The organism is Mucisphaera sp. (assembly GCF_965279675.1).
Classification (GTDB): Bacteria; Planctomycetota; Phycisphaerae; order Phycisphaerales; family Phycisphaeraceae; genus Mucisphaera.
On the sequence record NZ_CBDIIJ010000002.1, the window covers coordinates 3,234,942 to 3,251,998 of the forward strand.

16 protein-coding genes and 2 pseudogenes are annotated in these 17,057 nt (G+C 62.9%); 4 read left to right on the forward strand and 14 right to left on the reverse strand.

Annotated elements, in window-relative coordinates:
- Positions 1-116 precede the first annotated feature (116 nt).
- The 11 genes from ACQZAB_RS13825 to gmd all read right to left on the reverse strand — a co-directional run bounded on the left by ACQZAB_RS13825 (position 117) and on the right by gmd (position 13,866).
- Positions 117-3,710, reverse strand: coding sequence for an adenosylcobalamin-dependent ribonucleoside-diphosphate reductase (locus ACQZAB_RS13825; protein WP_428390102.1), 3,594 nt, complete (start codon positions 3,708-3,710; stop codon positions 117-119).
- A 55-nt stretch (positions 3,711-3,765) separates the two neighbouring features.
- Positions 3,766-4,083, reverse strand: a complete 318-nt coding sequence (locus ACQZAB_RS13830) for a hypothetical protein (protein ID WP_428390103.1) — start codon at positions 4,081-4,083, stop codon at positions 3,766-3,768.
- A 145-nt stretch (positions 4,084-4,228) separates the two neighbouring features.
- On the reverse strand, positions 4,229-4,801 hold the full coding sequence (dcd, locus tag ACQZAB_RS13835) for a dCTP deaminase (RefSeq protein ID WP_428390104.1): 573 nt from the start codon (positions 4,799-4,801) through the stop codon (positions 4,229-4,231).
- Between the two features lie 961 nt (positions 4,802-5,762).
- A complete protein-coding gene (locus ACQZAB_RS13840; RefSeq protein ID WP_428390105.1) occupies positions 5,763-6,860 on the reverse strand; it encodes a DHH family phosphoesterase in 1,098 nt (365 codons plus the stop codon).
- 12 nt (positions 6,861-6,872) lie between these two features.
- The gene (ribF, locus tag ACQZAB_RS13845; RefSeq protein ID WP_428390106.1) at positions 6,873-7,862 is read right to left on the reverse strand and encodes a riboflavin biosynthesis protein RibF; all 990 of its coding nucleotides are present in this window, start codon (positions 7,860-7,862) and stop codon (positions 6,873-6,875) included.
- A 3-nt stretch (positions 7,863-7,865) separates the two neighbouring features.
- The gene (locus tag ACQZAB_RS13850; protein ID WP_428390107.1) at positions 7,866-8,828 is read right to left on the reverse strand and encodes a GDP-L-fucose synthase family protein; all 963 of its coding nucleotides are present in this window, start codon (positions 8,826-8,828) and stop codon (positions 7,866-7,868) included.
- A gap of 334 nt (positions 8,829-9,162) precedes the next feature.
- Positions 9,163-9,912, reverse strand: coding sequence for a 2,3,4,5-tetrahydropyridine-2,6-dicarboxylate N-succinyltransferase (locus ACQZAB_RS13855; RefSeq protein ID WP_428390108.1), 750 nt, complete (start codon positions 9,910-9,912; stop codon positions 9,163-9,165).
- Positions 9,902-10,783 carry a 4-hydroxy-tetrahydrodipicolinate synthase gene (dapA, locus tag ACQZAB_RS13860; RefSeq protein ID WP_428390109.1) on the reverse strand — a complete coding sequence of 294 codons (882 nt, stop codon included), beginning with the start codon at positions 10,781-10,783 and terminating at the stop codon, positions 9,902-9,904. Before dapA ends, ACQZAB_RS13855 begins: the two co-directional genes overlap by 11 nt.
- 18 nt (positions 10,784-10,801) lie before the next feature.
- Entirely contained in the window at positions 10,802-11,509 is a 708-nt protein-coding gene (locus tag ACQZAB_RS13865) for a dihydrodipicolinate reductase C-terminal domain-containing protein (RefSeq protein ID WP_428390110.1), read from the reverse strand.
- A 266-nt stretch (positions 11,510-11,775) separates the two neighbouring features.
- Entirely contained in the window at positions 11,776-12,789 is a 1,014-nt protein-coding gene (locus tag ACQZAB_RS13870) for a sulfotransferase (protein WP_428390111.1), read from the reverse strand.
- A gap of 12 nt (positions 12,790-12,801) precedes the next feature.
- Positions 12,802-13,866, reverse strand: a complete 1,065-nt coding sequence (gmd, locus tag ACQZAB_RS13875; protein ID WP_428390112.1) for a GDP-mannose 4,6-dehydratase — start codon at positions 13,864-13,866, stop codon at positions 12,802-12,804.
- 238 nt (positions 13,867-14,104) lie between these two features.
- Here gmd and bcp point away from each other — a divergent pair, with 238 nt between their 5' ends.
- Complete coding sequence (bcp, locus tag ACQZAB_RS13880) at positions 14,105-14,614, forward strand: thioredoxin-dependent thiol peroxidase (protein ID WP_428390113.1); 510 nt, start codon at positions 14,105-14,107, stop codon at positions 14,612-14,614.
- 255 nt (positions 14,615-14,869) lie between these two features.
- Complete coding sequence (locus ACQZAB_RS13885; protein WP_428390114.1) at positions 14,870-15,145, forward strand: DUF2934 domain-containing protein; 276 nt, start codon at positions 14,870-14,872, stop codon at positions 15,143-15,145.
- 10 nt (positions 15,146-15,155) lie between these two features.
- On the opposite strand, the gene ACQZAB_RS13890 is transcribed toward ACQZAB_RS13885, so the two are convergent.
- From ACQZAB_RS13890 to ACQZAB_RS13900, 3 genes and pseudogenes are all read right to left on the reverse strand, one after another.
- A complete protein-coding gene (locus tag ACQZAB_RS13890; protein ID WP_428390171.1) occupies positions 15,156-15,383 on the reverse strand; it encodes a putative dsRNA-binding protein in 228 nt (75 codons plus the stop codon).
- A gap of 163 nt (positions 15,384-15,546) precedes the next feature.
- A pseudogene (locus tag ACQZAB_RS13895) lies at positions 15,547-15,795 on the reverse strand (hypothetical protein); the annotation flags it as partial.
- Positions 15,722-15,913, reverse strand: a pseudogene (locus ACQZAB_RS13900) (ribonuclease III); the annotation flags it as partial. The pseudogenes ACQZAB_RS13895 and ACQZAB_RS13900, both read right to left, overlap by 74 nt.
- A gap of 263 nt (positions 15,914-16,176) precedes the next feature.
- On the opposite strand from ACQZAB_RS13900, the gene ACQZAB_RS13905 reads away from it, so the two are divergent.
- Both ACQZAB_RS13905 and ACQZAB_RS13910 read left to right on the forward strand, forming a co-directional pair.
- On the forward strand, positions 16,177-16,581 hold the full coding sequence (locus ACQZAB_RS13905) for a SpoIVB peptidase S55 domain-containing protein (protein ID WP_428390115.1): 405 nt from the start codon (positions 16,177-16,179) through the stop codon (positions 16,579-16,581).
- A gap of 239 nt (positions 16,582-16,820) precedes the next feature.
- Positions 16,821-17,054, forward strand: coding sequence for a hypothetical protein (locus ACQZAB_RS13910; protein WP_428390116.1), 234 nt, complete (start codon positions 16,821-16,823; stop codon positions 17,052-17,054).
- Positions 17,055-17,057: the final 3 nt, after the last annotated feature.

Below are 17,057 nucleotides of genomic sequence, written 5' to 3' on the forward strand. Positions count from 1 at the left end.
CACCACATAACGTGACGAGGGGGCGGAGAGGGAAGAAGCAAGTTAAACGCGATGTAATCTTTCACACCACCAGCAGACCTCTGTAAACCAGAGTCACTGCCTTAGGCGGGGGGGGGTCAAGAGCAACCCATCGAGTTGCCGCAGTTCATGCACTTGTAGCAAGTACCATTTCGCACCGTAATCGTCCCACAGACATCACACGCCGGCGCATCCGCCTGCAGCCCCTTCATCGCCGCATCCAGACTCGAATCATCCACCGTGATCCGGTCCGATTCGATCTCAAAACGCGGCTGTTTCTCAACCTTCTTCTCGGTCAAGACCGCCGTCCCGCCACCCTTAGGCGACGCCACCGGCCTCGCATGACCATGACCGTTGCCGTGGCCATGACCGTTACCGCTAGCCACCGGCTTGATCCCAGGCATCGACCGGTTCGTCACCGGCTTCTCATCGCCATCCGAATCCGTCGATCGAAGCGGCGCGTTCGCCGACCGATACCCAGCCACAAACTCCATCCCCATCCAACGGAAGATGTAGTCCACCAGACTCTTCGCAAACGGAATGTCCGGGTTATGCGTCATGCCAGCCGGCTCAAACCGCTGATGCGTGAACTTCGTCACCAGCGACTCCACCGGCACGCCATACTGAAGCGCCACCGAAATCGCCGTACCCAGCGAATCCATCAGCCCTCCAATCGTCGAGCCTTCCTTCGCCATCGTGATGAACAGCTCGCCAGGCGTCCCGTCCTCATAAAGCCCAACCGTCAGATAGCCCTCGTGACCAGCCACATTGAACTTATGCGTCCGGCTATACCGCGTGTCTGGCAGCCGACGCCGAAGCGGACGCTCCACGATCCGCTCAACAATCCGCTCGCGAATCTCACCCCCACCCGAAGCCACCGCGACAACCTCCTCAGCGACTTCTTCCTTCGCGAGCTCCACCGCTTCCTCATCCTGCTCAGCCTCAAGCACGTCTTCATCCGACGCCTCGCTGCTGCTCGAGTTAAGCGGCTGACTCAGCTTGCAACCATCGCGATACAACGCATTCGCCTTCAGACCAAGCTCCCAACTGAGTCGGTAAGAAGACAGGATGTCCTCCACACCCGCCTCATGCGGCAAATTGATCGTCTTGCTAATCGCACCCGAGATAAACGGCTGCGCCGCCGCCATCATCCGAATATGACCCTGCGGCGCGATGAACCGCTTGCCGAGCTTGCCGCACTTGTTCGCACAATCAAACACCGGCAGATGCTCATCCTTCAGATCAGGCGCACCCTCCACCGTCTGCGTCCCGCAGATCGCCAGATTCAGCACCTCCACCTGCTTCGCCGTCAGACCCAGCGCCTTGAGCAGATCAAAACCAGGCACGTCCACCTTGTCCGCCATACCCAACCGACGCATCGCCTCATCGCCAAGCGTCCAGGCCGTAAACGCCTGACCCACCTCGAACACCGTCGGCAACGCCTTCGTCAACGCATCCAGATCACTCTGCTCCAGACCCGCCTCACGCAGGAAGTCCGCGAACGTGGGACCATCTACCGCCGACTGGCCATTGACCGCCGGCATCGGCACCTCAAGGTCCAGCGTCCCCATCACATACGTGATGATCGAGTCCTGCTCCTGCTCGCTATACCCGAGAGCAGCCAACGCCGGCTTCAGGGACTGATTCGCGATCTTGAAGTAACCACCGCCCGCCAGCTTCTTGAACTTCACCAACGCAAAGTCCGGCTCCACGCCCGTCGTATCGCAATCCATCAGGAGCCCGATCGTCCCCGTCGGTGCGATCACCGTCACCTGGGCATTCCGATACCCGTGAGACTCGCCAAGCGACACCGCATCGTCCCACGCCACCTTCGCACGATCCGCCAGATCATCCGAGTTGCTCAGCACACCCGCCGCCTCACGATCCGAAGTCAGATTCCCCGCATCAATCGGCACCGGCATGATGTCCAGATCCTCATACGACCCAAGCGAATGGTTCGTCGACATCGCCGGATCACGAGGCACCCCGTAAGCAGCCCGCCGGTGATTCCGCATCACCCGCAGCATGTGCTTCTGGTTCTTCTCATAACCCATAAACGCCCCCAGCTCCTTCGCCAGCAGCGCACTCGTCGCATAACTCCGACCCGTCAGGATCGCCGTCAGACAACCCGAGATCGCCCGAGCCCGCTCCGAGTCATAAGGAATCCCCGCCTGCATCAGCATCGCACCGAGGTTCGCATACCCCAGCCCCAGCGTCCGGTACTCGTAAGACAGCCGCGCAATCGACTCACTCGGATACTGAGCCATCAGCACCGAGATCTCCAGCACCGCCGTCCAGATGCCGATCGCGTTCTCATACGCCTCAAGATCCAACGACCGCGCCTCCGCGTCGTAAAACGTCAGCAGGTTCAGCGACGCCAGGTTGCATGCCGTATTGTCCAGGAACATGTACTCCGAACACGGGTTCGACGCATTGATCCGACCGCTCTCCGGGCACGTGTGCCACTCGTTGATCGTCGAATCAAACTGCACGCCCGGGTCCGCACAACGCCACGCCGCATAACCAATCTGGTCCCACAGCTTCGCCGCCTTCAGCGTCTTCGCATCCGAATCCACCGTCCGGTTCCGAAGCACCCAGTCCGAACCCGAATCCACCGCCTCAAAGAAAGCGTTCGGGATCCGCACCGAGTTGTTCGAGTTCTGACCCGACACCGTCTGGTACGACTCACCATTAAAGTCATAGTCCAAAGTCAACCCCAGCCGCGACGCCGTCTCGCCGATCGTCTCCGGATCATTCTCCGAAGCCTTCTCCCCGCCGATCGCCTTGAACCCCTCCACCAACGCCGCCACCTTGATCTCCTCGCGAACCTTCCAGTTCACGAAGTCCTCAATGTCCGGGTGATCCAGATCCAGACACACCATCTTCGCCGCGCGTCGCGTCGTCCCGCCCGACTTGATCGCACCCGCCGCACGGTCACCGATCTTCAAAAAGCTCATCAGCCCCGAGCTCTTGCCCCCGCCCGACAACGGCTCGTTCTCACCACGCACCGACGAGAAGTTCGTCCCCGTGCCCGACCCATACTTAAACAGCCGCGCCTCACGAACCCACAGGTCCATGATCCCGCCCTCGTTCACCAGGTCATCCCCCACCGACTGGATAAAGCACGCGTGCGGCTGCGGATGCCCGTAAGCATCCTCCGACTTCTTCGTCTCACCCGTCACCGGGTCCGTGTAGTAGTGCCCCTGCGCCGGGCCATTGATCCCATAAGCCCAGTTCAACCCCGTGTTGAACCACTGCGGCGAGTTCGGCGCCGCCATCTGATGCAGCAACATGTAGCACAACTCGTCATAAAACGCCTGCGCATCCTCCGCCGTATCGAAGTAGTTGTGCGCCTCGCCCCAAGCCCGCCAGCAACCCGCCAGCCGGTGAATCACCTGCCGCGCCGACTTCTCCGGCCCCACCGGCACCGCCCCATTCACCTTCTTCTCCGCCGACCAGTCCGGGTCAGGCAGACCATGCACCCCGCCATCCGCCGGCACACCCGCCTTACGGAAATACTTCGAAATCATGATGTCCGAAGCCAGCTGCGACCACGACGCCGGAACCTCAGCGTCCGTCATCTCAAACACCACCGACCCGTCCAGATTCCCGATCCGACACGACCGACGCGTCCACGACACACTCTCAAAAACATCCGTGCCCGACTCGGTGAAACGACGATTGATCTTCATGAATGACAGTCCTTGTCTTGTCTAAAAATGACGAAATAACGAACAATAAAAACGGTTACCGGCGTCGCCGGGAAGTCTCGACACTCGCCCTCGATCGTGCACTCGGGATACGGTCGTACCCCATGTCCGACGCAGGGATAAAATACAGGCTCACGCGAAGCTCAAACGTCCGCTGATCCGGCCCGAACGTGCTCGCGATCTCACGCTCCGGCACCTTCGGAAACTGATAGTTCCAGTTCTCCCCCGCCGCCAACGACTTGATCGCAATCACCCGCGACTGATCCCGATCCACGATGTAAGCCGTCCCCGCCACCGGCGCGTCATAGTCCACCTGGTCCACCGCCGTCCCCACCAGATAACGAGCATCCGGCAACCCCGAAGGATTCACACCCGAGATCAGACGACCGCCCGTGGAACGGGGCTGGCAACCTGAAATAAGAATCAGGAATGAAGAAACTATAAAGACAGATGCAATCAATCGAATGTGCAATGAATCAACCTTCACCTGTGTGTATGTCTCAATCCACCCTCGGCAGCACCAACCCGGTCTGGTCCTGATACTTCCCCGCCTTGTCCGCATAGCTCACCGCACACACCCGATCACCCTTCAAGAAGATCATCTGGGCGATCCCCTCATTCGCATAGATCTTCGCCGGCAACGGCGTCGTGTTGCTGATCTCGATCGTCACCTTCCCCCGCCACTCCGGCTCCAGAGGCGTCACGTTCACAATAATCCCGCACCGCGCATACGTGCTCTTGCCCACGCAGATCACCAGCATGTCCCGCGGTATCGAAAACGTCTCCACCGTCTCGCACAACGCAAACGAGTTAGGCGGGATGATCACATGATCCCGCCCCGTCTCCTCCGTATCCACCGTCACAAACGACCGGTCATCAAACCGCTTCGGATCCACGATCGACTGACCGCCATCCGTCGGCGCGTTCGTAAAAATCTTGAATAGCGTCCCCACCCGAACGTCATACCCATACGACGACACGCCATACGAAATCCGCCCGCTCCGCTTCGTCGCCTCCTCAAAAGGCTCGATGCTCACCAGCTCGCGGATCTGTGAATCGCAGAGAACGGCCATGGTCTTCTTTCCTGTCCAACTTCCGGGGGTGCTTCCGGGGGTCTCAGCAACACGCCCGGCGTCCTGCTCACGCCCATCCCCCGGAACTTCCGGGGGCGAGGCTCTTCGGTCTCTCTGCTGCTCGGCCATACCGAACAGATTACAAACAAACGCTCTCGTGTCGAGTCACCCAAATAGGCAACCCTTCAAACTGAGCCGGCGGGCATCCATGCCCCGGCCCCATCCAGGGCCCCGAAATCGCCAAACACCCAGGCCAAAGAGATCGCGCAGTCCACAGCGCTCGCCGCAGCAGGCTGTTCCCTTAAACTCAGTTGTCAGCGGCACGAAGCCTCAAAGACAGGACACACCGGCCCAAAAACGGTCACGATTCGATCATCACGACCGTCGCCTATCCTACCCCTATATCTTGGGTTCGCAATCCAAAACTTTAGCAAATGTAGGGGTCAACCTGACGCAATCGGCGCAAATTGCGCCGTTTCACAAACTTAGAAGCCGCGCTTTTTTTTCCGGCCCGCCCCGCCACCCCAACCCCGTCAGCACCTGCCAGTTTATCCACAGCCGGACAGCCCCCATCCGCCACAATCCCACAAAAACACCCCTCCCAGCCTCTAATCAAAACAAGGCTAGCCTCATTCAGGCCCCCGAAACAGGCCCCCTCGTTCGAGTTATCACCAAAACCCCCTGTCCCAGAGAGCACCGACGCAAAACAACCATATCGTTCACTAAGCCCCGCTGCGACAAGCCTCTAAGAATAAAATCGGACCCATAACACCCTTGACGATCCCGAGTTATCTGCAGCTTCTCCACACGCCTCGGCCAGCACCGCCAATGCTATAAACGACATAAAAACAAACCCTTAAATAAGACAAAGCCAAAGACCCACCACGCCCGCTCCACACCGGCTAGCCTTACGCCATTCAGCCAGAAAATTTAGCCGGATCCGGGCGACCCAATAGCCTGTCTAGGTCATAAACTCGGCCAACCGCTCACGCAGCAACCCCAGCGTCTCCTCCAAGCCCGCCCCCGATTTCGCCCCCGCCGCCCGCGCGTGACCCCCACCCCCGAACAACCCCGCGATCGCCGCCACATTCACCGCCTCCGGCCCGCTCCCATCCGCCGGAGCCGGCTTCGACCGAAAACTCAGCTTGCACCCCTTCCCGTCCAGCCGCTCGCACACCAGCACCACCACCCGCACCGTTGCCACCACCTGCGGGAGATCCACCATCCGCTCCGTCTCCTCCTCCCGCGCCCCCGCCGCCTCAAAATCCGCCCGCCGAAGCGACATCACCGCGACCCGAGCCCCGAAAAGCAGCTCCAGCCGATCGATCGCCGCCCGTAGCAGCTTCAGCTTCTCCGGCCGCTCCGACTGGTTCAGCGTCTCGTAAAGCAGCGTGTGATCCGTCCCCAGCTCGATCAGGTCCGCCGCCGCCCGCAGCGTCCCCGGCCGCGTGTTCGAGAACCGAAACCACCCCGTATCCGACGCCAGCCCCGCATACAGCCCATCCCGAACCGCCTCCGGCATCGCCACCCCGGCCCCATCCAGCAGACGCCGAACGATCGGCCACAACACCTCGCAGCACGCTGCCGCCCCGGTATCGATCAGCCGCTCCCCCGCAGGCACATCCCCCGACAGGTGATGGTCAATCAAAAGCGTCCGCTCCAACCCCCCCGCCACCACCTCCGCCAACGCTCCCAGCTGCGACCACGCCCCCGTATCCACGATCACCGTCGACCCACCCGCCGTCGCCGCCAGCTCAGTAACAGCCGCTTCATCCGCCAGCACCGTCACCATCTCCTGACCCGGCAACTGCTCAATCCCAGGCGGCACCGGCGGCACCACATACCCCCGCGCCGCCACGCCGATCGCCCGCAGCGTCCCCACCACCGCCACGACCGACCCGAACGCATCCCCATCCGGCTTCGCATGCGTCACCACCCGCACCTCACCCCCTCCGCTCGCCGCTTCCTTCAGACCCTCCAGCCAGGCGACCGCGCCATCTTCACCTAGGGTGCTCCGGTAGGGTTCAAGCCTCGGCCAGGTCGTCTCTTGTTCAGCCACGATCCATCCTTCCTAAGCCCCCGCCAGCCGCTTCACCACCGAAGCCATCGCCGGATCACCCACCACCAGCACATCCTCATCCGCCCAGGCCCGCACCTGCTCCACGTCCCGCGAGAGCTGCCTGACCAGCGCCTCCAGCCCATCAAACGCCTGCTGATCCCGCACCCACTTCACAAAACTCAGCGACACCCCGCGGCCATACACCTCGTCATCAAGACCCAGCAGATGCGCCTCGACCGTGACCTCTGAACCCTTGAACGTCGGCTTCACACCGACGCTGATCGCCGCCGGATACGCCTGCGTCTCGCCCTCGATCTCGGCCATCCCCGCGTAGACCCCATCCGCCGGCAGGATGAACGGACGCAGCGCCTCGGCGTCCAGATTGATCGTCGGAAACCCGATCCCGCGTCCACGCTGCTCGCCCTTGACGATGGTCGATTCCAACGCAAAAGCCCGTCCCAGGACGCGCGTCGCATCCTCCACCCGCCCGTGCCCGACCAGCCAGCGCGCCAGCGAACTCCCGGCCCGATGCACCATCCGATCGTGCAGCACCACCTCGACAGGCTCCACCACCCGCACCGCGAAACCGTGCGTTTCGCCAAGCGATCGCAGCAGGTCGAGATCGCCCTTGCGCTGATGACCGAACCGAAAATCCGGCCCCTCCACAAAGCCCGTCGGCCGGTACCGCTCGACCAGCCCCTCGATAAAGGCCTCGGCCTCCTGACCAAGCGTCTGCTCATCCGGCGTCAGAAACACCACCTCATCACACCCCGCGGCCCGGAGCCAGCGCTCCCGCTGCGTCCGCGAGGTCAGCCTCGGCGGGACGCGCTCGGGTGCCAGCCACGTCGCCGGATGCGGATCAAATGGCAGCGCCAGCACGCCGGCATCTGAGGCGTCGGCCATCGCTCTAGCTTCGCGCAGGATCGCCTTGTGCCCGAGGTGGACACCGTCGAAATTCCCGATCGAGATCACGTGGCGGCGAGCGCCTGACTCAGCTGGCATCCCTTAACCGTAAACGACCTCGCGGATCTCGTCCTGCTCCAGGAACCAGTCGATCGTCTGCTGGAGCCCGGTCTCCAGTTCGACGGCGGCCTTCCAGCCCAGCAGCTTCTCGGCCTTGGACGTATCCAGACACCGCCGGGGCTGGCCGTCGGGCTTGGTCGCGTCCCAGCGGATCTCGCCTTCAAAGCCAGTGAGTTTGACGACCAGTTCGACCAGGTCCTTGATCTTGATCTCCGAGCCCGTGCCGAGGTTGATGGGTGTCGGGTCATCCATCTTCTCGGTCGCAACAAGGATGCCCTCGGCGGCGTCATCGACGTACAGGAACTCTCGCGACGCAGAGCCCGTGCCCCAGCAGTCGATATGTGTGGCATTGTTGCGCTTGGCCTCGACACACTTGCGGATGAGCGCCGGGATGACGTGCGAAGTATGCAGGTCGAAGTTGTCGTGCGGGCCGAAAAGGTTGACCGGGACTATGACCGAACTGGCCAGACCGAACTCTCTGCGGTAGCCATCGAGCATGACAAAGAGCGCCTTCTTGGCGACGCCGTAGGGCGCGTTGGTCTCTTCGGGATAGCCGTCCCAGATCGCGTCTTCGTTGAAGGGTACCTCGGCAAACTTGGGATAAGCACAGACGGTACCGGTCTGGACAAACTTCTTGAGCCCGCGCTGCCGGCCCTGCTCGATCAGGTGCAGGCCCATCGCGGCGTTGGCGAAGAAGAAGCGACCGGGGTGGTCGCGGTTGGCCCCGATCCCGCCGACTTCGGCGGCGAGGTGGATGACGACATCGGGCTTGGCCTGCTCGTACATCCGGACGACGTCGGCCTCGACGGTGAGGTCGAAGTCTTTGCGTCGGGGGACGAAGAGCCGGTCGTCGGTGACGCCTCGCTCTTTGAGTTTCTGGCAGACCGCGCGGCCGAGAAAACCGGCCCCGCCGGTGACCACAAAGCGGTCGGTGGTGAAGTTCATGGGGTGCTCCTTGGGCGGGGTAGTTTACGGGATGCGGGCGGCTGGTCGGGGCGCGCACAATCTGACCGATTCTCGGGATTTGGGTGGTTATGCGGGTCTTTAAGGGGAGAATCGGGTCGATTCGCGGCCGGCTTTGGTCGGAAACGGCTCGTTATGGGCGGGATTCGGTTCGTTTGATGCCGGGTTGTGCGCAGGATGGTCGGGTTTGTGCGCGGGGATGGTATCAGACCTTGAAAACTGCGTTTATACGTACTTCTGCGTTCATAGGGACAGCCGCCCTGACACAGGTCGACTCGAACACAAAAGGGTTTAGGGAGGTGAGGTCGTTGTTGTGTTATCGCAGCGCTTCTTCCAGCATCAGCGCGGCGTTGGTGTTTTCGTCGCGGTATTTGATGATGATGGGGCAGTTGAGGGTGAGGCCGTGGGATTTGGCCCAGTCGGATTTGGCGGGGCGGGAGCCGGGGACGACGACGGCGTACTCGGGGACTTCGCCCTGGTGGGTGGTTTCGTGGACGGTGTCGTAGATGGTGACGGCTTTGGAGAGGTGGACGCCTGGGGCGAGGACGGCTCCGCGGCGGACGATGACGCCTTCGACGACGGCGGCCTGGGTGCCGATGAAGGCGTCGTCTTCGATGATGACGGGTCGGTTGCCGATGGGTTCGAGGACGCCGCCTAGCTGGGCTCCGGCGGAGAGGTGAACGCGTTTGCCGACCTGAGCGCAGGAGCCGACGAGGCTGTGGCTGTCGATCATGGTGTTCTGGTCGACGAACGCGCCGATGTTGACCCAGGCGGGCGGACAGACGACGACGCCTTGGGCGAGATGGGCGCCGGCGCGGACGGCGGAGCCGCCCGGGATCAGGCGGACGCCGGCGTCGACGCGGAAGCGTCGGGGGGCGAGGTCGGCCTTGTCGACGGTGCCGGCTTCGAAGGCGGCGAGGTCGGATGTGGCGAAAACCTGCAAGATGCGTTGTTTGACCTGCCCGTTGACGTGCCAGGTCCTGTCGTCGTGACGTTCGGCGACGCGTAGGGTGCCGGCTTCGAGTTGGGCGAGGAAGTCGGCGTTGGTGAGGTCTTCAAGCGGCAAGGGTGGTCTCCTCGATCTGGCTGGCACAGGAGAGTAGCGGCTGGAGGGTGTCCAGGTCGTCGGGGTGGAGGGGTGGGCGGAGGGCGCTGCTGGGGATGTGGCCGAGGGCGTGCATGGCGCGCTTGGCGGGGACGGGGTTGGAGGCGCGGAAGAGCTCGGCGATGGCGGCGGTCCAGAGGTTTTGTTCTTCCTCAGTGAGGGTGCCGTCCATGCAGCTTCGTGCGTAGTCGGCGGTGGCCTGCGGCCAGAGGTTGGCGGCGACGGACACCAAACCCTGGGCTCCGCGTGTGCCCAGGGCTGGCATCATGTCGTCGTTGCCTGAGTAGAGGGCGACGCCTGTGGGGAGGAACTCGTCGAAGCGTTCGAGGGAGCCGGAGGCTTCCTTGATGGACCAGCAGTTGGGGTGGTCGGCGAGTTGGTGGACGGCCTGTGGGGAGAGTGCGACGCCTGAGCGGGAGGGGACGTTGTAGAGCATGCAGGGCCGGCCGGCGGCGTCGAGGAGGCTGCGGAACCAGTGGGTCTGGCCGTGCGTGCCGGGCCTGGTGTAGCAGGGTGTGGGCAGGAGGAGGGCGTCGACCTCGGTGCCGCGGAGCCATTCGACGCAGCTGAGGGTTTCGGCGAACTGGTAGCCGGGAACGCCGACCATGATGGGGACGGTGAGGCCGAGGGTGGTGGACCAGCGGATGATCTGCCGCTTTTCTTCGGAGGTGAGGGACGCGCCTTCGCCGGTGGTGCCGAGGAGGAGGATGCCGTTGCCGGCGGCTTCCTGACGGCGGAGGGTGTGCTCGAAGGCGTCGTAGTCGATGTGGCGGGCGTCATCGGTGAGTGGGGTGATGCAGGCGGTCCAGACGATGGTTTCGTGAACGTTCATGGTTGGTTTCCTTTGTTTTCAGGCGTTTGTGGTTGGTGTGGTTAGTTGTCGGGTGAGCAGGTCTTCGAAACGGTGAAGGCCCGGCGGGGTGTCGGGCAGGAGGTGTTGGGCGGCCCAGACGGCGCCGCGGGCGAAGATGGATCGGTCGGTGACGTTGTGGCTGAGGGTGAGTTGTTCGCCGGGGAGGTCGAGGGTCAGGCGGTGTTGTCCGGCGACGTCGCCTTCGCGGTCGGAGGTGACGGGGAGGTTGGGGTCGGCGAAGGCGTCGCGGAGTTTGAGGGCGGACCCGCTTGGCTTGTCTTTCTTGTGGATGTGGTGGGTTTCGTGGATGGCGGCGGTGGCGGTGGCGAAGGCTTCGGGCTGGGTCCGGGTGATGTGGCCGAGCTGTGCGGCGAGGAGGTAGAGCAGGTTCATGCCGATGCTGAAATTGCTGGCGGTGATCCAGGGGGTGTCGGCGGCGGTGAGTCGGTCGTGGAGATTGTGGGGCCAGCTGACGGCAGTGGTGCCGATGACGGCGGGGCAGCGGCGGTGGATGAGCGGGTCGATGTAGCCGTACATGGCGTCGGGCGGGAGGAAGATGATGGCGGCATCGGCTTGGGCGATGAGGGCGTCGGTCTGCGTGGTCGTGCTGTCGATCGTCGTGAGGTTGATGGGATCGACGAAGGAGGGGACGTGGCGGCCTGTCTTGCCGGGGCCGATGAGCAGGAGGTGGTGGATGGAGCGCACGGGGCTTTCCTTCGGGGTGAGCCGGTGGATGCTGATGGCATCGCGCTGGCGGTGGGTTTTGGATGTGGTTGGGATGAACAGCGGGAGCCGCAGGACGCGGCGTGGATCAGGCGCGTTTGGACGCGGGTTTGGAAACGCGTTTGGATGGGCTGTTCATGGAGATCATGTCGGGCAGAGCCTAGCGGGGGCTTGAGAGATGGCAAGGCGGTTTGCGGCAGTTTTCTGGAAATCCCTTGGTGTTCTAGAAGTCTTCGTTGGTTCCGGATTCAGCGGATCCAGCGGTAGAGGTAGGCGAGGAGGGAGCCGGAGGTGCGGGTGCGGAGTTGGCGGAGGGTGCGGAAGGCCCAGAAGGGGATGCGGAGGATGGAGGCGGTGATGGCGAGCGGGGCAAAGGGGGTGCGGCGGAGGTCGAGGCCGTGTTTGCGGATCTCGCGACCGGCGAGGCGGTTCATCCAGAAGATGTCGGCGGGGTCGAGTTCGGGGGCGGGGTTGCCCTCGAAGCTGGAGTTGTCGGGCGGGACGTTGTTGGTGAGGTCGGTGGGGGTGACGCCGAGTAATTGCTGGATCTGGTTGAGGATGGCGGTTTCGCTGGTTTTGAGTTCGTGGGTCCAGACTTCGAGGGACCGGGCGTTGGGGTTGGCTTTGAGGGAGGCGGCGGAGCGGATGAAGCCGCGCCAGACGAGGGCGCAGGCGATGGGGTGGTAGCCTTTTTTGAAGTCTTCGCGGGCCTTGTCGGAGATCTGGCCGCCCTGGTGTTTGTAGGAGCGCATGAACTCGTAGGGGGTGCGGAGCATGACGATGAATTTGGCGGCTGGGTAGCCGGCGGTGATGCGCTCGTGCCAGTTGATGTGGTGGGGGGTTTTTTCGACGGCGAGGGATTTGCCTTCGGACTGGCAGGCGGCGTCGGCGATGATCTGAAAGAGGTCGTGTGGGGTGATGGGGGTGGGGGCGTCGAGCATGGCGGTGCGGACGGCGTCGATGAGGGGCCCGCCGAAGCCGTCTTCGTTGAGGCCACTGAGTGAGCCGGGCTTGTGGCCGTGGGGTCCCCAGCGGCCGTTGGTGCGGGCGCTGGCGAGGTGTTCGACCTGCTCGCGGTTGTAGCCCTGGGGCGAGGCGGGTTCGAGGTAAGAGCGTCCCCAGTACATGGACTCGCCGAAGGAGCAGATGTCGGGGTGGGTGTTGAGGACGCGGGAGAGCCAGGTGGTCCCGCCTCGGGACGTGCCGACGATGAAGGCGGGTTGTCGTGAGGCGGGCGGGGTGTCGTTGGCTGGCGCGTCCATGCCGCGTATGGCTTACTGGTGCTGGCCGAGGCTGGCGGGCATGGCGTGGCCGGCGTCGAGGAGGGTCTTCTCGCGGGCGGCGAGTTCGAGGTCGTGGTCGACCATCATGTTGACGAGCTCCTCGAAGGAGGTTCGGGGTTCCCAGCCGAGTTGTTTCTTGGCTTTGGTGGGGTCGCCGAGGAGGAGGTCGACTTCGGCGGGTCGGAAGTAGCGGGGGTCGATTTCGACGTAGTCGTTGTAGTCGAGGTCGACGCGGCCGAAGGCTTTTTCGCAGAACTCGCGGACGGTTTGAGTGGTGCCGGTGGCGACGACGTAGTCGTCGGGGGTGTCCTGCTGGAGCATCATCCACATCTGTTCGACGTAGTCGCCGGCGAAGCCCCAGTCGCGTTTGGCGTCGAGGTTGCCGAGGTAGAGTTTTTCCTGGAGGCCCTGCTTGATGCGTCCGACGGCGCGTGTGATTTTTCGGGTGACGAAGGTTTCGCCGCGGCGGGGAGACTCGTGGTTGAAGAGGATCCCGCAGGAGGCGTGGAGGTTGTAGGACTCGCGGTAGTTGATGGTGAGCCAGTGGGCGTAGAGCTTGGCGACGCCGTAGGGCGATCGTGGGTGGAAGGGTGTTTCTTCGGACTGCGGCGCGGTTTCGGGCATCCCGCCAAACATCTCGGAGGTCGAGGCCTGGTAGTAGCGGACGGGGTTGCCGGAGGCTTCCTGGTAGTCGCGGACGGCTTCGAGGAGCTTGGCGGCTCCGAGGCCGGTGGCGTCGCCGGTGTAGATGGGCTGGTCAAAGGAGACCTTGACGTGAGACTGGGCGCCGATGTTGTAGACCTCGGTGGGCTTGACCTGGGCGATGAGGCGAGCGAGGCCGTTGGCGTCGGTGAGGTCGCCATAGTGGAGGTGGAGTTTGACGTTGGAGATGTGGGGGTCTTTGTAGAGGTGGTCGATGCGGTCGGTGTTGAAGGAGCTGGAGCGGCGGATGATGCCGTGGACCTCGTAGCCCTTGTCGAGGAGGAACTCGGTGAGGTACGAGCCATCCTGACCCGTGATGCCGGTGATGAGGGCACGGTTGTTGTTATCAGACACTTTGTAGCTCCAGGCGGTTGCACCACACCCGCATCGTTGCAGGTCTTACTTGGGTTTACATCGAATCACGGGTGGTGTGACTTGATGGCGTCCTGATGAGGGGAGGCAGTATAACCGGGGGGTGGACGGGGATCGCTGGGTTGTACGTTGTTCGGAGCGGCCGGGTTCGGGCAGGGGGCCTAGGATGGGCGGTGTGTTTATTGGGTGTTTTCGGACCTCGATTAGGGAGCTTTGAACGATGGCCACGAAGGTTGAGCGAGTGGGTGCGGATCAGACCAAGCCGTTGACGGATCCGGGGAAGAAGGCTCCGGCGCTGACGCTTAGGGACGAGTCGGGCAAGGCGCATAAGCTGAGTGATTATGCGGGGAAGTGGGTGGTGCTTTACTTCTATCCGAAGGATGACACGTCGGGGTGCACGAAACAGGCTTGTCAGTTCCGGGATGGGCTGCCGGCGTTCAAGAAGAGTAAGGCAGTGATTCTTGGGGTGAGCCCGGATGATGAGACGTCGCACACCAAGTTCATCGCGAAGCATGATCTGAATTTCCCGCTTCTGGCGGATCCGGATGCGTCGATCTGTGCGAAGTATGGCGTGTGGCAGGAAAAGAGCATGTACGGGAAGAAGTACATGGGCGTGGTGCGGACGACGTATCTGATTAACCCGGAGGGGAAGGTCGCGGAGCGGTGGGACAAGGTGAAGGTGCCTGGCCACGCGGATGAGGTGCTGGCCAAACTCAAAGACCTCTCCTAACCCCCCCGCCCCCTTCTCGCCATCCCGCCCCCCCCCCCCCCCGCTGCCTCCGTAGTGGGCTGGCGGTTGCTGGCTGGTGTTGTTTGGCTTGGGTGGCAAGTGGTGGTGTGGTCTGTGGCTATGGCGCAGATCAGACCTGGTCGGTTTTTTGTGTTGGGATTTGGGCTGAAGACCGATAACTGGTTATACGGTTGATGTTGGGTGGGGTTTTGCGGCCGTGTTTTTATGAACCAAGCAGACATGGAGGTCATCACGATGGCACGTAAGCGAACTGGTGTGGCGGCTCGGCGGACGGTTGGAGAGGCGAAGGCGGCGGTGAAGGCGGTGGTCAAGACGGCCAAGGCGGCGAGCAAGGCGGCCTCGAAGCAGCGGACGGCCAAGCAGGCGGCTCCAGCCGAGGTCAAGCTGACGCTGACGCACGATGACATCGCGAACCGGGCTTACTTCATCTGGCTGGCTCAAGGCAAGCCGGCGGGTCGTGAGTTTGAGAACTGGGCGGCGGCGGAGCGTGAGCTGAAGCAGTCGGCCTGAGGCTCGCTGGTTAGATCGCCTTGGCTGGGGGTGTGGTGTCGAAGCGTTCTTCGTGGACTTCGACAGTGCCGTCGTCGTGGGCGGTGGCGATGTCGAGGTCTTCGAGGGCTCGGAGGGCGGCGGCCTGTTCGGCCTGCTTTTTGGTGTTGGCCCAGGCGGATGGGTATCGGCGTCCGCCTAGTTCGACGCAGACTTCGAAGGCTTTGGCGTGATCGGGTCCTTTTTCGTCGAGGAGGATGTAGGCGGGGTTGCCGGGCTGGTGGCGCTGGGCGTAGTTCTGGAGGACGCTTTTGTAGTTTTTCCTGGTGGGCGGACTGGGTGGCGTCTTCGAGAATGCCGGTCATGGTGCGGAGAATAAAGGCGCGGGCGGCATCGAAGCCGGCGTCGAGATAGATGGCGGCGATGACGGCTTCGTACACGGCGGCGGCGATGGAGGCGGGGAGGGTGCGTCCGGCGGACATGCCTTTGCCGAGGGCGAGGCGTTGGGGGAGGCCGAGTTCCTTGCTGACTTTGGCGCAGGCTCTGCGGCTGACGACGGTGCCTCTTGATTTTGGTGAGCTCGCCTTCCTGTTCGGAGGGGAGTTCGTGGAAGAGGTATTCGCAGACGACCTGACCGAGGACGGCGTCGCCAAGGAACTCGAGTCGTTCATTGCTGGTGAGGCGATCGCCCGTGCTGGAGGCGTGGGTCATGGCGCGTTCGAGCAGCGCGGGGTCCTGGAACGTGTGCTGGAGGATCTGCTGGCAGGCTAAGAGGTTGTCTTGATCCATACTGCTGGGAATCTGAGTCCTTGTTTTGGTCTTGCAGGCCTTCTAGCTGAGAGGCTGGGAAACTCGGGTCAGACAGACTCTAGCCTTTGAATGGGTGGTTATGCCTTGTTTGTGTTTACGGCGGGGTTTGCCGGGTCCTGCGCTGAGGGATAGGCTTAACGTGTGATATCCCTTCAGACGCTGCGTTTTCTGGGCTCGGGTTCTGGTCGTGTTGGTGGGTTTGTCGCCGAATTTGGCTAGAGCCAGTGAGGGTCTGGCACCGGATGTGTTCGCTGGTGAAGGTGCCTGCGGAGGCAACGGCGGTGATGCCTTTGGACGAGGTGCGGCCGGGGATGCGTGGGGTTTGTCTGACGGTTTTTTCGGGGACGGCGATCGAGCCATTTGAGGTGGAGGTGGTCAGTGTGGTGCGGCGGAGTGGTCCGCAGAGGGCGGTGATCTGGCTGCGGTCTGAGGACCCTCGGATGTTGGAGTCGGGTCCGGTGCAGGGGATGTCGGGGTCGCCGGTTTATTTATGGAAGGATGCGGAGCCGGATGATCCGGAGGCGCCGCTGGGCGGGGGTCGGTTGATCGGTGCGTTTGCTTACGGGTTTGCGTTTGCGAAGGGTTGTCTGATCGGGGTGCAGCCGATCGAGCAGATGGTGGGAGTGGGCGAGCGGGATCGGGGATGATCCGGTGGACTATGCACGGTCGTCGGCGGCGGGTGCTGCGCGGCTGCGCGATCGGGTGGAGGCGGTGAAGGGTTTTGAGAACGCGGTGGTGTCGGGTTCGGGCTGAGGTTTGGGGCAAGCTGCTTGCGTCTCCGGTGTTTGGGGGTGGTGGGCACGCCGCTGAAGGGTTGTGGCAGTCGGAGCGGAGATCGCCTGCAGGTATTGGGCGTGCTCGTGATGGTGATTGGCAGGCAGAGCGGGTGAGTACCTTGGGTTTGGGGCGGACGCTGGGTGGGGTGTCGTTGCCTGCTGATCTGGTGCCGATGTCAATTCCGGTGGGTGGGGTGCCGGCGGCGTTGCTGGGGTTGGGGTTGCCGTTGGATCTGGGGGGTGGGCTTTCTTTTGTGGCGGGCGGTGGTTCGGTGGGTGAGCCGCCGGCGTGGATTGATCGTCAGGCTCCGATCGAGCCGGGCTCGGTTTTGCGATCCCGCTGACGA

Bases quoted from the DNA above. Each gene is read 5' to 3' on its own strand.
- ACQZAB_RS13825 (WP_428390102.1), bottom strand. From the start codon at position 3,710: ATGAAGATCAATCGTCGTTTCACCGAGTCGGGCACGGATGTTTTTGAG.
- dcd (WP_428390104.1), bottom strand. From the start codon at position 4,801: ATGGCCGTTCTCTGCGATTCACAGATCCGCGAGCTGGTGAGCATCGAG.
- ribF (WP_428390106.1), bottom strand. From the start codon at position 7,862: ATGCCAGCTGAGTCAGGCGCTCGCCGCCACGTGATCTCGATCGGGAAT.
- ACQZAB_RS13850 (WP_428390107.1), bottom strand. From the start codon at position 8,828: ATGAACTTCACCACCGACCGCTTTGTGGTCACCGGCGGGGCCGGTTTT.
- dapA (WP_428390109.1), bottom strand. From the start codon at position 10,783: ATGAACGTTCACGAAACCATCGTCTGGACCGCCTGCATCACCCCACTC.
- ACQZAB_RS13870 (WP_428390111.1), bottom strand. From the start codon at position 12,789: ATGGACGCGCCAGCCAACGACACCCCGCCCGCCTCACGACAACCCGCC.
- bcp (WP_428390113.1), top strand. From the start codon at position 14,105: ATGGCCACGAAGGTTGAGCGAGTGGGTGCGGATCAGACCAAGCCGTTG.
- ACQZAB_RS13885 (WP_428390114.1), top strand. From the start codon at position 14,870: ATGGCACGTAAGCGAACTGGTGTGGCGGCTCGGCGGACGGTTGGAGAG.
- ACQZAB_RS13905 (WP_428390115.1), top strand. From the start codon at position 16,177: ATGTGTTCGCTGGTGAAGGTGCCTGCGGAGGCAACGGCGGTGATGCCT.